Origin of the sequence: uncultured Clostridium sp. (assembly GCF_947039605.1) — a bacterium.
Taxonomy (GTDB): domain Bacteria; phylum Bacillota; class Clostridia; order Clostridiales; family Clostridiaceae; genus Sarcina.
In genome coordinates, this window is the sequence record NZ_CAMQZG010000018.1 from 13169 (window position 1) to 26913 (window position 13745).

General features: G+C 30.6%; 13 protein-coding genes. All 13 read left to right on the forward strand.

The annotated features are described in order from the left end of the window. Window positions 1–9: 9 nt before the first annotated feature. The 13 genes from Q0V24_RS08370 (at window position 10) to def (ending at window position 13739) form a co-directional block, all read left to right on the forward strand. Window positions 10–1011, forward strand: a complete 1002-nt coding sequence (locus Q0V24_RS08370) for a V-type ATP synthase subunit C (RefSeq protein ID WP_297520374.1) — start codon at window positions 10–12, stop codon at window positions 1009–1011. Next, window positions 998–1315, forward strand: a complete 318-nt coding sequence (locus tag Q0V24_RS08375) for a V-type ATP synthase subunit F (RefSeq protein WP_297520521.1) — start codon at window positions 998–1000, stop codon at window positions 1313–1315. The genes Q0V24_RS08370 and Q0V24_RS08375 overlap by 14 nt, the downstream gene beginning before the upstream one ends. 18 nt (window positions 1316–1333) lie before the next feature. After that, window positions 1334–3109 carry a V-type ATP synthase subunit A gene (locus Q0V24_RS08380; protein WP_297520523.1) on the forward strand — a complete coding sequence of 592 codons (1776 nt, stop codon included), beginning with the start codon at window positions 1334–1336 and terminating at the stop codon, window positions 3107–3109. Beyond that, complete coding sequence (locus Q0V24_RS08385) at window positions 3102–4484, forward strand: V-type ATP synthase subunit B (RefSeq protein ID WP_297520376.1); 1383 nt, start codon at window positions 3102–3104, stop codon at window positions 4482–4484. Before Q0V24_RS08380 ends, Q0V24_RS08385 begins: the two co-directional genes overlap by 8 nt. A 3-nt stretch (window positions 4485–4487) precedes the next feature. Then, window positions 4488–5132, forward strand: a complete 645-nt coding sequence (locus Q0V24_RS08390; RefSeq protein WP_297520377.1) for a V-type ATP synthase subunit D — start codon at window positions 4488–4490, stop codon at window positions 5130–5132. A 172-nt stretch (window positions 5133–5304) separates the two neighbouring features. Continuing rightward, window positions 5305–5877, forward strand: coding sequence for a helix-turn-helix domain-containing protein (locus Q0V24_RS08395; protein ID WP_297520379.1), 573 nt, complete (start codon window positions 5305–5307; stop codon window positions 5875–5877). A 244-nt stretch (window positions 5878–6121) separates the two neighbouring features. After that, window positions 6122–7336 carry an argininosuccinate synthase gene (locus Q0V24_RS08400; protein ID WP_297520381.1) on the forward strand — a complete coding sequence of 405 codons (1215 nt, stop codon included), beginning with the start codon at window positions 6122–6124 and terminating at the stop codon, window positions 7334–7336. Window positions 7337–7396: 60 nt separating this feature from the next. Beyond that, window positions 7397–8791: an argininosuccinate lyase gene (argH, locus tag Q0V24_RS08405; protein ID WP_297520383.1), complete on the forward strand. Its 1395-nt coding sequence runs from the start codon at window positions 7397–7399 to the stop codon at window positions 8789–8791. A gap of 3 nt (window positions 8792–8794) precedes the next feature. Further along, window positions 8795–9832: an N-acetyl-gamma-glutamyl-phosphate reductase gene (gene argC / locus Q0V24_RS08410; RefSeq protein WP_297520385.1), complete on the forward strand. Its 1038-nt coding sequence runs from the start codon at window positions 8795–8797 to the stop codon at window positions 9830–9832. 19 nt (window positions 9833–9851) lie between these two features. After that, on the forward strand, window positions 9852–11069 hold the full coding sequence (gene argJ, locus Q0V24_RS08415; RefSeq protein WP_297520387.1) for a bifunctional ornithine acetyltransferase/N-acetylglutamate synthase: 1218 nt from the start codon (window positions 9852–9854) through the stop codon (window positions 11067–11069). A 44-nt stretch (window positions 11070–11113) separates the two neighbouring features. Then, window positions 11114–11995, forward strand: a complete 882-nt coding sequence (gene argB / locus Q0V24_RS08420; protein ID WP_297520389.1) for an acetylglutamate kinase — start codon at window positions 11114–11116, stop codon at window positions 11993–11995. Beyond that, the gene (locus tag Q0V24_RS08425) at window positions 11988–13160 is read left to right on the forward strand and encodes an aspartate aminotransferase family protein (protein WP_297520391.1); all 1173 of its coding nucleotides are present in this window, start codon (window positions 11988–11990) and stop codon (window positions 13158–13160) included. The genes argB and Q0V24_RS08425 overlap by 8 nt, the downstream gene beginning before the upstream one ends. Window positions 13161–13271: 111 nt before the next feature. Further along, window positions 13272–13739 (forward strand): peptide deformylase, encoded by a 468-nt coding sequence (gene def, locus Q0V24_RS08430; protein ID WP_297520393.1) that lies wholly within the window; start codon window positions 13272–13274, stop codon window positions 13737–13739. The last annotated feature ends 6 nt before the right edge of the window (window positions 13740–13745 follow it).

Here is a 13745-nt window from a genome sequence, read left to right on the forward strand (position 1 = left end):
GGATATCAGATGAATGAAATGCAATTTACTCAAGTTCTTCCAAGGCTTAGAGTATTAGAGACTAGACTCCTTGATAAATCAAAGATAGATAGAATGATTGATAGTAAATCAGCAATTGAATCTTTAAGAGTATTACAAGAAACTGATTATAGTGCACATATTACTGATGTGAAAAAAGCAGAAGGATATGAAGAGGTTCTATCAAAAGAATTAGTTTCAATGTATACAAATCTATATAAGATTTGTCCAGTTAAACAAATTATTGATTTAATAGCTGTAAAGTATGATTATCATAATCTGAAAGTATTAGTAAAAGGAAAATTATTGAATAAAGATTTTTCTTACATGCTAATACCAGTAGGAGCTAATGATTTATCAAAATTAAAATATGCTGTAGAGAATGATTACTACAGAGATTTAGACCCTTTAATGAAAGAATGTTTAGAAAAAACATTCATTGACTTTGAAATGAATAAAGACCCTCAAAGAGTGGATACTATTATGGATAAATATCAATTTGAAAATATTTTAGCTTTAAATAAAGTTATAAATTATCCTAAAATTGATAAGTATGTAAGTGCCTTTGCGGATTTAACAAATATAAAAACTTTACTAAGAGTAAAAAAGCAAAAAAAGAACAAAGAGTTTTTACTAGATGTATTAGTTAAGGGTGGAAGTATAGACAAGGATAGATTGGTTTTACTATTAAATGAATCTAATGAAAATATACCAGTTAAGTTAGCTCATACTAATTATGAAAACTTACTTAAAGAAGGCATAGCTGATTTTACAGCAAGTGGATCGGTTAGCACATTAGAGAGATTAATAGATAATTATATTATGGGAATGATGAAAGATGCTAAGTATATTACATCAGGTCCAATGCCAGTTTTAGCTTATGTTTATGCAAAGGAAAATGAAATTAAGCAAATAAGAACTATAATGGTTGGAAAGCTTAATAATATTGCTGAAGAAGTAATAAGAGAAAGGCTGCGTGATGCATATGTATAAGAAAGTAGGAGTTGTTGGAGATAAAGATTCAGTTTTAGCATTTAAGGCTTTAGGAGTGGATGTATTTCCAGTAGTAGAAGTTGAAGAAGCAAGAAAAACAATTGATAGACTTGCAATGACAGATTACGCAGTTATATTTGTGACAGAGCATGTTGCTAAAGATATAGAAGAAACTATAGAAAGATATAATAAAAAATTGTTACCTGCTGTTATATTAATTCCAAGTAATCAAGGAACATTAAACATGGGATTAAAAAGAATTTCAACGAACGTAGAAAAAGCAGTTGGTGTTAACATTTTATAGGAAGGTAGGTTGGATAACTTGAAAATCGGAAGAATTGTAAAAGTTGCAGGACCTCTAGTAGTAGCTGAGGGAATGGAAGAAGCTAATATATATGATGTAGTAAAGGTTGGAGAAAAAGGTCTTATAGGTGAAATCATAGAGATGAGAAATGATAAGGCTTCTATACAAGTTTATGAGGAAACATCAGGAATTGGTCCTGGAGATCCAGTTGTAACAACTGGAGAACCATTATCAGTTGAACTTGGACCAGGACTTATAGAATCAATGTTTGATGGAATACAAAGACCACTTAATGCTTTTCTTAAAGCTGCAAAATCTAACTTCTTAACAAGAGGAGTTCATGTAAAATCATTAAATAGAGAAAAAAAATGGGACTTTGTTGCAAGTGCTAAAGTTGGAGATGAGGTTGGAAGTGGAGACCTTATAGGAACTGTTCAAGAAACTCCAGTAGTAGAACAAAGAATTATGGTACCTTATGGAATAGAAGGTAAAATTAAAGAAATAAAATCAGGTGAATTTACAGTTGAAGAAGTTATTGCAATAATAGAAACTTCAAAAGGTGATAAAGAAGTTAAATTAATGCAAAAATGGCCTGTAAGAAAAGGTAGACCGTATGCAAGAAAAATGAACCCAGTTGAGCCAATGACAACAGGACAAAGAGTTGTAGACACATTCTTCCCAGTTGCAAAAGGTGGAGCTGCTGCGGTTCCAGGACCTTTTGGAGCTGGAAAAACAGTAGTTCAACACCAAATAGCTAAATGGGGAGATGCTGATATAGTTGTTTATGTTGGATGTGGAGAGCGTGGAAATGAAATGACAGACGTTCTTAATGAGTTCCCAGAACTTAAAGATCCTAAAACAGGACAAAGTCTTATGAAAAGAACAGTTCTTATAGCTAATACTTCAAATATGCCAGTTGCAGCTAGAGAAGCTTCAATATATACAGGAATTACAATTGCTGAATATTTCAGAGATATGGGGTACTCAGTAGCTATAATGGCTGACTCAACATCAAGATGGGCTGAGGCATTAAGAGAAATGTCTGGTAGACTTGAAGAGATGCCAGGGGATGAAGGATATCCAGCATATCTTGGATCAAGACTTGCTGATTATTATGAGAGAGCGGGTAAAGTAGTTGCTCTTGGAAAAGATGAAAGACAAGGAGCTATAACGGCTATTGGAGCTGTATCACCTCCAGGAGGAGATATTTCAGAACCAGTTACTCAATCAACACTTAGAATAGTTAAAGTTTTCTGGGGACTTGATGCACAACTTGCTTATAAAAGACACTTCCCATCAATAAACTGGTTAAGTTCATATTCATTATATCTTGATAAAATGGGTAAATGGATGGATGAAAATGTAGCTGATGATTGGTCAAAAATCAGAACAGAAGCTATGGCATTATTGCAAGAAGAAGCTAATCTTCAAGAGATAGTTAGACTTGTTGGTATAGATGCTTTATCAGAAGGTGATAGATTAAAGCTTGAGGTTGCAAAGTCAATAAGAGAAGATTATCTGCAACAAAATGCTTTCCATGAAGTTGATACTTATACATCACTTACAAAACAATATAAAATGTTAAAAGTAGTAACTGCATTCCAATTAGAAGCTGAAAGAGCTTTAGAAGTTGGAGTTTACTTAGATAAAATATTAAATCTTGAAGTAAGAGATAGAATAGCAAGAAGTAAATATATTCCTGAAACAGAAATATCTAAAATTGATGATGTTTTAGTAGAATTAAAAGAAGCGATAGATAAATTAATCAGCGAAGGAGGGGTTCTAGATGCTTAAAGAGTATAGAACAGTAACAGAAGTTGTAGGACCTTTAATGGCTGTTGAAGGTGTTGAAGGTGTTAAATATGATGAGCTAGTTGAAATTGAACTTCAAACTGGTGAATTAAGAAGAGGAAAGGTTCTTGAAGTTAATGGAGATAAGGCAATGGTCCAAATCTTCGAGGGTTCTTCAGGAATTAATATAAAAGGAACTAAAGCTAGATTCCTTGGAAGACCACTTGAACTTGCAGTATCAGAAGATATGCTTGGAAGAGTCTTTGATGGAATGGGTAAACCTAAGGATAATGGTCCAAAGATTATACCAGAAGCTAGACTTGATATAAATGGAGAGGCTATTAACCCAGTTGCAAGAAATTTCCCATCAGAATTTATTCAAACAGGTATTTCTGCAATTGATGGTCTTAATACACTTGTTAGAGGACAAAAACTTCCGATTTTCTCAGGAGCAGGACTTCCTCACTCACAACTTGCAGCACAAATAGCTAGACAAGCACAAGTTTTAAATTCAGATATAAACTTTGCTGTTGTTTTTGCAGCTATAGGTATTACATTTGAAGAAGCAGAGTTCTTCGTAGAAGAATTTGAAAGTACAGGGGCTATTGATAACTCAGTGTTATTCATGAACCTTGCATCAGACCCAGCTATCGAAAGAATAGCTACGCCAAGAATGGCTCTTACAACAGCTGAATTCTTAGCTTATGAAAAGGGTATGCATGTACTTGTAATTATGACAGATATCACAAACTACTGTGAAGCTTTAAGAGAAGTTTCAGCAGCTAGAAAAGAGGTTCCGGGGAGAAGAGGATATCCAGGATATCTATATACTGACCTTTCAACTTTATATGAAAGAGCAGGAAGACTTGTTGGTAAGGAAGGTTCAATAACACAAATTCCTATATTAACAATGCCAGAGGATGATAAAACTCACCCAATTCCTGACTTAACAGGATATATCACAGAGGGACAAATTATTCTTTCAAGAGAATTATATACTAAAGGAATAATGCCTCCAATAGATGTATTACCATCACTTTCAAGACTTAAAGATAAAGGTATTGGTAAAGGAAAAACTAGAGAAGATCATGCTGATACAATGAACCAATTATTCTCATCATATGCACAAGGGAAACAAGCAAAAGAACTTGCTGCTATCCTTGGAGAAAGTGCACTTTCAGATGCTGATAAAGCATATGCTAAGTTTGCAGAAGCATTTGAAAAAGAATATATAGCACAAGGATTTACAACAAATAGATCAATAGAAGAAACATTAGAACTTGGATGGAAACTTCTTAAAATATTACCTAAGACAGAGCTTAAGAGAATCAGAGATGAATATCTTGAAAAGTATATGCCGGTAGGAGAGGATGAGTAGAGTATGGCACAAAGATTAAATGTCAATCCTACTAGAATGGAGCTTTCAAAGCTAAAGAAAAGAATTGTTACAGCTACTAGAGGGCATAAATTATTAAAAGATAAGCAAGATGAATTGGTAAGACAATTCATCGACCTTGTTAAATTTAATAATAAGTTAAGAAAAGAAGTTGAAGCGGAACTTGGTGGATCTTTAAAGGATTTTGTAATGGCTAGAGCAGGAATGAGTTCAGAGTTCTTAGAAGAAGCAATATCATATCCTAAAGATAATATTAAAGTAGAAGTTAGTAATAAAAATATAATGAGTGTTAATGTTCCAATGATGAACTTCAAGCGAGAACTTGAAGGCGATGAAGGAAGTATTTACCCATATGGATTTGCTAACACTTCAGCAGAACTTGATGATGCTATTGGAAAACTGTATAGTATTTTACCAAAGCTTTTAGAGCTTGCAGAAGTAGAAAAATCATGCCAGTTAATGGGTGATGAAATTGAAAAAACAAGAAGAAGAGTTAATGCCTTAGAATATATGACAATTCCTCAACTTCAAGAAACTATTAGATTTATTAGAATGAAGCTTGATGAGAATGAGAGATCTGCATTAACAAGACTTATGAAAGTTAAATCAATGATTCAAGAGAGAGCTTAAAAGGTGTCCCAATTAATGGGACACCTTTTATTATTTTTCGTATAGTGTAGGAAAGAATAAAAAAAATTTAATAATATAAATTTTTTAAAAATTAATTATGTTATTATTCTTACAAATATGGTATAATTTAGGAAAGGTTTTCAAGTACTAATTAAATATAGGGGGTATGTTTATGAAGGAAGTTATGAAACTTGTTGGCATTGAACAAATAAAAGCTTATTCTGATCCGTATAGACTTAGAATAATAAGCTTTTTAAGAAATACTAAGGATGCAGCAACGGTTAAAGAAATAGCAGATTATTTAGGTGAGGTTCCAGCTAAAGTGCATTATCACATAAAAAAGTTAGAGCGTGTAGGGATTTTAGAACTTGTAAGAACAAAAGAAATAAAAGGGATAATAGCTAAATACTATTATTTAACAGCAGAAAATTTTGTTATAGAGGCAGAAGAGATAAATAAACAAACAAAAAAGGTTTATAAATCTCAAATACTTAACATAGTAAATGAGTACTATGATAAATCTAAAGAGAAATCAATAGAGACCCTTATGAAAAAAGTTGACCATAATAATGAGAATAATGCTATATCTGTTATATTTAGAGATATGTGTATTGATGAAGCATCATTTAAAGAGTTTGACTTAGAGATGAGAACATTAGTTAAAAAATATGAGGCTTTAGCAGAGAAGAGTAAAGATAAGAATAAGTGTCATATATTTTCAGTTTGTTTAAACCAGGGCGAGTAGTTTAAATTAAATGGTGAATAATTTAGACTAAATAAGAAATGGTTTAATATAAAAGAGTTTATTCGAATGAATAGCTCTTTTTTTTATGCATTATAATGTATAAAAATAGTTATTTATGTATATTTAAATAGCTTTAATTAGGGGATTAAGTTAATATTGTGAATATTTATAAATAAAACTTGTATTTTTATTAATTAAGATATATAATACTATTATAGTTTACAAATAATGGAAGGTGATTAAAGTGGAAAAAATAAAAAAAGTGATACTTGCATATTCAGGGGGATTAGATACATCAATTATAATTCCATGGCTTAAGGAAAATTATGATTGTGAAGTTATAGCTGTTGCAGGAGATGTAGGACAAGGAAAAGAGTTAGAGCCATTACATGAAAAAGCTTTAAAAACAGGAGCTAGCAAATTATATATTGAAGATTTAAAGGAAGAGTTAGTGGAAGAATTTATTTTTCCTTGTTTAAAAGCAAATGCTCTTTATGAAAATAAATATTTACTTGGAACTGCATTTGCAAGACCTTTAATAGGAAAAAGACTTGTTGAAATTGCAAAAAAAGAAGGTGCTGATGCAATAGTACATGGATGTACTGGAAAAGGAAATGATCAGGTAAGATTTGAAATGGCTATAAAAGCTTTTGCACCTGATATGAAAATAATTGCACCATGGAGAATTTGGGATATTAAATCAAGAGATGAAGAAATTGATTATGCAATTGCGAGAAATATAGATATACCTATGACTAAGGAAACTAGTTATAGTAAGGATAAAAATTTATGGCATCTTAGTCATGAAGGTTTAGATTTAGAAGATCCTATGAATGAGCCTAATTATGATGATATTTTAGAACTTGGTGTTAGTCCAGAAAAAGCACCTGATAAAGCTACTTATATTAAATTAGGATTTGAGCAAGGTATTCCAGTTACTATAGATGATATTAAATATGGCGCTGTTGAATTAATTCAAAGGTTAAATGAAGTTGGTGGTGCTAATGGAGTTGGAATTGTTGATTTAGTTGAGAATAGACTTGTTGGTATGAAATCAAGAGGAGTTTATGAAACACCTGGTGGAAGTATTTTATACTATGCTCACAGAGAGTTAGAGACTCTTACAATAGATAGAGATACTATGCATTATAAAGATTCAGTTAGTCAAAAACTTGGCGAGATGGTGTATTTTGGAAAGTGGTATACACCTCTTAGAGAATCATTAATGGCATTTGTTGATAAAACTCAAGAGTTTGTTACAGGAGAAGTAAGATTAAAACTTTATAAAGGAAATATAATTACAGCAGGGATTAATTCAGAGTATTCATTATATGATGAAGAAATTGCTACATTCGATGAGGATGAAGTTTATAATCAAAAAGATTCAGAAGGATTTATAAATCTTTTTGGACTTCCAGCAAAAGTTGTTGCTAAAAAAAGAAATAATTATTTTAAATAATATTAAAAGCTTGCCTTATATTTAGGGCAAGCTAAATTTTAAATTATAGGAGAGATTGTTATGAAATTATGGTCAGGAAGATTTCAAAAAGAGGTTAGTGATGAGTTGAATGATTTTAATTCATCTATTCATATAGATTATAGAATGTATAAAGAAGATATTTTAGGGAGTAAGGCACATGTTACAATGCTTTCAGAGTGTGAAATAATTCCAAAAGAAGATGGAGAAAAGATAAAAGAAGGCTTAGATAAAATTCTCCAAAAAATAGAAAGTGGTGAAGTTGAGTTATCTAAGGACCAAGAAGATATTCATATGAATATAGAAACGCTTCTTATTAAAGAGATAGGTGAGGTAGGAAAAAAACTACATACTGCTAGAAGTAGAAATGATCAAGTTGCTTTAGATATTAGAATGTATCTTAAAAATGAAATTAATATTATGAAAAAACTTATATTAGATTTTCAAGAGGTATTAGTAGAGAAAGCACAAGAGAATACAACAACAATAATGCCAGGATATACACATTTGCAAAGAGCACAGCCTATAACTTTTGCACATCATATTTTAGCTTATTCAGAAATGTTTAAAAGAGATTTTGAAAGATTAGATGATTGCTATAAAAGAATGAATTCATTGCCACTTGGTAGTGGTGCACTAGCAACTACAACATATCCTATAGATAGAGTTATGGTTAAAGATTTATTGGGATTTGAGAGAGTATGTATGAATAGTATAGATGGAGTTTCAGATAGGGATTTTGCTATTGAACTTGCAAGTGATATTAGTATTGCAATGATGCATTTATCAAGATTTAGTGAAGAGGTTATTTTATGGTGTTCTTCAGAATTCTCATTTGTAGAGTTAGATGATGCATATTCAACAGGTTCGTCTATCATGCCACAAAAGAAGAATCCAGATGTAGCAGAACTTGTTAGAGGTAAGTGTGGAAGAGTCTATGGAGATTTAATGGGGTTATTGAGTCTTATGAAATCTTTACCACTAGCTTACAACAAAGATATGCAAGAAGACAAAGAGTTAATCTTTGATTCAGTTGATACTTTTAAAATGTGTATTTCAATTTTTACTAATATGATTAAGACAATGAAGGTAAAAGAAGAAAATATGAGGGCATCATGTAAAGATGGGTTTATAAATGCTACTGATTTAGCAGATTATTTAGTTAAGTGTGGAATTGCATTTAGAGATGCACATAGAATTCTTGGAGAGATGGTATTTTATTGTATAGAGAATAATAAAGCTTTAGAAGAACTAAGTTTAGGTGAGATGAAAAAATTCTCTAGCATATTTACAGATGAAGCTTTTGAAGCTATTGATTTAGTTAATTGTGTTGAAAATAGAAATGCAATAGGGGGGCCAAGTTCAGTTCAAACTAAAGAGAGAATTAAAGAATTAAAAGAGTATATAAATAAAAGTCGTGAGGCTTTGGAGGTATAAATTATGGTTAAGGTTGGTATAATTGGGGCTACCGGCTATGTTGGAATAGAACTTTTATCTTATTTATTAAGGCATCAAAAAGTTCAGGTTGTTGGGATAAGTTCAAAAAGTTTTAAGGATATGAAGATATCTGATATCTATAAAAATTTATTGAAGATAAGTGATTTAATTTGTGAGGATGAAGATGCTGTTATTGAAAAGTCAGAAGTTATATTTGCAGCATTACCACATGGATTAAGTGAGAAAATAGCGAGTAAATTAATTGATTCTAAAAAGGTTTTAATTGATATAGGAGCTGATTTTAGATTAAGCGATGAGGGGGATTATATAAAATATTATAATAAAAAATATTCTGATAAAGAGCTTCATAAAAAGGCTATTTACTGTATACCTGAATTGCATCGAGAAAAAGTTAATAAGCAAATGATTATAGCAAATCCAGGGTGTTATCCTACAAGTATATCACTTGGTTTAGGACCTGCTATTACAAATGATATAATTGTAGAAAATAGTATTATAATTGATGCTAAATCAGGTGTTACAGGTGCTGGAAAGGTTGCAAATGATAATACTCATTATGTTGATTGTAATGAGAATTTAAAGCCATATGCATTAGGAGGAACACATAGACATACCCCAGAGATAGAAGAGGTTTTAAGTAGTTTATCTGATAGGAAATATCAGATTACTTTTACACCACATTTAATACCAGTAAATAGAGGGATACTATCAACAATATATTTTAATTTAAAAATAAATATTAGTGTTGAAGCTATTTATAAAAAGTATTGCGAGTATTATAAGAATGAAAAATTTATTGTTATTTTACCAGTTGGAGATGTTGCTAATATAAAGCTTGCTAGAAATTCTAATTATTGTTATATATCTATTCATAAAGATGAGAGATGTAATAGATGTATTATAGTTTCTACTATAGATAATATGGTTAAAGGTGCAGCAGGACAGGCTATACAAAATATGAATTTAAGATTTGGATTTGATGAAGATATGGGAATTGATATGATTCCAAAAATCTTTTAGATAAAGGGGGCTATATAAAATGAAAGTTTTAAGAGGAGGTATTACTGAGGCAAAGGGGTTTCTAGCTTCAGGAATACATTGTGGGATAAAAAAAAGAAAAGAAAAATTAGATTTAGCATTGATATATTCAGAAATTCCAGCAGTTGCGGCTGGGGTTTATACTCAAAATATAGTTAAAGGAAATCCTATAGAAGTTTGTAAAAAGCATCTTGAAAATGGTATTGCACAAGCAGTTATTATTAATAGTGGTAATGCTAATACATGTTCTGGTATTGATGGATTAGAAAAAGCTTATAAAATGGCATCATTAATAGCCGAAGAGTGTAAAATTGGTATGGAAGATGTTTTAGTTGCTTCAACAGGAGTTATAGGAGTTCCTTTAAATATACAAGCAATTGAAGATAATGTAGCTAAATTAGTTAGCTGCTTAAATAAAAAAGGTAATATATATGCTAGAGAGGCTATTATGACAACTGACCTTATAAAAAAAGAGGTTGCAGTTTCCTTTAATATAGGTGATGAAGTTGTTACTATAGGTGGTATAGCAAAGGGATCTGGGATGATAAATCCTAATATGGCCACGACACTTGCTTTTGTTACAACTGATATAAATATAAATAAAGTATGTTTAGAGAAAGCTCTTAAAATTGCAACAGAAAAAAGTTTTAATAGAGTTAGTGTAGATGGAGACCAGAGCACAAACGATAGTATATTAATACTTGCTAATGGAAAAGCAGAAAATGAGTTAATAAGTATTGAAGGTGAAATTTACAATGAATTTTTAGAAGCACTTACATTTGTATTGATGGAACTTGCAAAGCTTGTTGCAAAAGATGGGGAAGGTGCAACTAAACTTATTGAATGCAGGGTTAATAATACTAGAACTGAAGATGAGGCAGTTATTCTTGCAAAGAGTGTTATACAATCAGATTTAGTTAAAACAGCTATTTTTGGAAATGATGCTAACTGGGGTAGAATATTATGTGCGTTAGGTTATAGTGGTGTTATATTTGATCTAAATAAGATTGAAATAGCTTTTGAAAGTTCAAAAGGCTATCTTGAATTATTTAAGAATGGAAATCCGATTGGGTTTAGTGAAGAAAAGGCAAAAGAGATATTAGAAGAATCAGAGATTAATATTTTAGTGAATATTAATTCTGGAAATTATAGTGGATATGCATTTGGATGTGATTTAAGCTATGAATATGTACGAATTAATGGAGATTATAGAACTTAAAAATTATTGTTTTTTATAGATAAAATAAAGGGGGCTTATAAACTATGAAAATCAGTAATTTAGATAAAGCTAATACTTTAATACAGGCACTACCTTATATTCAACAATATAATGATAAAGTTATGGTTGTAAAATATGGTGGAAATGCTATGAAAAATGAAACTTTAAAGGAAGCTGTTATAAAAGATATAATACTTATGAGTTGTGTTGGAATAAAAGTTATCTTGGTTCATGGAGGTGGACCTGATATTAATAAAGTTTTGAAAAAAGTCGGTAAGGAATCAGAATTTATAAATGGGCTAAGATATACAGATAAGGAAACAATGGAAGTTGTACAGATGGTTTTAGCAGGGAAAGTGAATAAAGAGTTAGTTGCACTTATAAATAAAAATGGTGGAAATGCAATAGGCTTATGTGGAATAGATGGAAATATGATGAAAAGTGAAAAGAAAATAGCAGAAGTAGATCTAGGATATGTAGGTGATATTGTTGAGATTAATTCAAAGGTAATTTTAGATGCTTTAAAAAATAATTATATTAGCGTAGTTGCAACAGTTGCACAGGGACTCGATGGAAATATTTACAATGTGAATGCTGATACCGCAGCATCAAAAATAGCAGCAGCAATAAATGCAGAAAAGATAATATTACTTACAGATGTACCAGGGCTAATGTTAGATATTGAGGATAATGATACTTTGATTTCTAATATAGATAAGAAAAACTTATATAAACTAATAGATGATAATATTATAAAAGGTGGAATGATTCCAAAGATAGAATGTTGTATGGATGCACTTGAACATGGGGTGGGAAAAGCACACATAATAGATGGAAGAATACCACATACGATACTTTTAGAACTTTTTTCGGAAACTGGGATAGGAACTATGATAGAAATTGGGGAGGGAAATGATAATGAGTGATTATAATGCAAAAAGACATAGAGAGTATTTAGTAAACTCATATGCTTTTAATGAAATTACATTTGAATACGGTAATGGGAGTTATTTGTATGATGATAGAGGAAATGAATATTTAGATTTCACCTCTGGGATTGGAGTTAATTGCCTTGGGCATTGTAATGAAAAAATAGTAAAAGCAATAAAAGAACAGGCAGAAAAGTTACTTCATATTTCAAATATATATTTAAATAAAAACTCTATTGATTTAGCAGAAAAGTTAGTAAAGATATCAGGAATGAAAAAAGTGTTTTTTTCAAATTCAGGTGCAGAAAGCAATGAAGGTGCTATAAAAATAGCAAGAAAGTATAGTTATGATAAGTATGGTAAAGAAAGAGGAACTATTTTAACTCTGAATAAATCATTTCACGGCAGAACAATGAGTACATTAATGGCAACAGGACAAGAAAAATTCCATAAATATTTTCATCCATTTCCAACTGGATTTAAATACTTTGCTGCAAATGATATAGAAGCTTTTAAAAGTACATTAGATGATACTGTTTGTGCTATTATGTTAGAAGCGATTCAAGGTGAAGGTGGTGTTAATCAATTAGATAGCAATTTTGTGAAAGAAATTACTGCTATATGTGAAGAAAAAGATATTTTACTGATTTTTGATGAAGTTCAAACAGGGATAGGTAGAACAGGAAAGTTTTTAGCTCATGAGTACTTTGATGTTAAAGCTGATATAGTTACACTAGCAAAAGGGCTAGGTGGTGGAGTACCTATTGGAGCCATATTGTGTGGTGAAAAAACAGAAAATACCATAAAATATGGTGACCATGGATCTACTTTTGGTGGAAATCCTTTAGTTACGGCTGTTTCTAATGTTATTATTGATGAATTTATAGAAAATGATTTTTTAGCTGAGATAAATAAAAAAAGCAAATATATTTTCAATAAACTAAAAGATATAAAAAGTGATAATATAATAGAAGTTAGAGGAAGAGGTTTGATGGTAGGAATAGAAGTTAAAGGAGATATTGGTTTATATGTTAATAAAGCTATTGAACAGAAATTGTTAATTTTAACAGCGGGAGGCTCTACATTAAGGCTTTTACCACCTTTAAATATATCTTATGATGAAATAAATAAATGTATCGATGTATTAGGTAATATATTATAGTATGAGATAGTTAATTTGCTTTTTTAAAACAATTTATATAATGAAAAAAATATAAAAATATGTTTTAATATAATAAGAGATAAATGAAATGGTTTAGGAGGAGCAGATTAAATGGCTGTAAAAAAAATTATACAATTAGGCGATGCGCGTCTTAGTAAAGTATCAGAAGAGGTAAAAGACGTAAGTGAAATAAAAGGATTATTAAAAGATTTAAAAGATACTCTTGCAACAGTTGAAGGAATTGGCCTTGCTGCACCACAGATAGGTGTGAATAAGAAAGTAACTTTAATAGATTTTTTAGATGATGTAACTAGATATGTATTAATAAACCCTAGAATAATAAAAACTTCAAAGAAAACAGCAGTTGATTATGAAGGTTGTTTAAGTTTTGTAATGCATGAGGGTTTAGTTGAAAGACCTACAAAAGTTGAAATAGAAGCTTTAAATGAACATGGCGAGCTTATGAACTATAAAGTAGATGGACTTTTAGCTAGATGTTTCTTACATGAGATTGATCATTTAGAAGGTATAATGTATACAGATAGAGCAACTGAAATGTATGAATTAGTTGAAGAATAATAAATT

Coding starts and splice junctions, on each gene's coding strand:
- def (WP_297520393.1), top strand. CDS start 13,272: ATGGCTGTAAAAAAAATTATACAATTAGGCGATGCGCGTCTTAGTAAA.
- argC (WP_297520385.1), top strand. CDS start 8,795: ATGGTTAAGGTTGGTATAATTGGGGCTACCGGCTATGTTGGAATAGAA.
- Q0V24_RS08385 (WP_297520376.1), top strand. CDS start 3,102: ATGCTTAAAGAGTATAGAACAGTAACAGAAGTTGTAGGACCTTTAATG.
- Q0V24_RS08370 (WP_297520374.1), top strand. CDS start 10: ATGAATGAAATGCAATTTACTCAAGTTCTTCCAAGGCTTAGAGTATTA.
- Q0V24_RS08425 (WP_297520391.1), top strand. CDS start 11,988: ATGAGTGATTATAATGCAAAAAGACATAGAGAGTATTTAGTAAACTCA.
- argH (WP_297520383.1), top strand. CDS start 7,397: ATGAAATTATGGTCAGGAAGATTTCAAAAAGAGGTTAGTGATGAGTTG.
- Q0V24_RS08390 (WP_297520377.1), top strand. CDS start 4,488: ATGGCACAAAGATTAAATGTCAATCCTACTAGAATGGAGCTTTCAAAG.
- Q0V24_RS08375 (WP_297520521.1), top strand. CDS start 998: ATGCATATGTATAAGAAAGTAGGAGTTGTTGGAGATAAAGATTCAGTT.
- argB (WP_297520389.1), top strand. CDS start 11,114: ATGAAAATCAGTAATTTAGATAAAGCTAATACTTTAATACAGGCACTA.
- argJ (WP_297520387.1), top strand. CDS start 9,852: ATGAAAGTTTTAAGAGGAGGTATTACTGAGGCAAAGGGGTTTCTAGCT.
- Q0V24_RS08395 (WP_297520379.1), top strand. CDS start 5,305: ATGAAGGAAGTTATGAAACTTGTTGGCATTGAACAAATAAAAGCTTAT.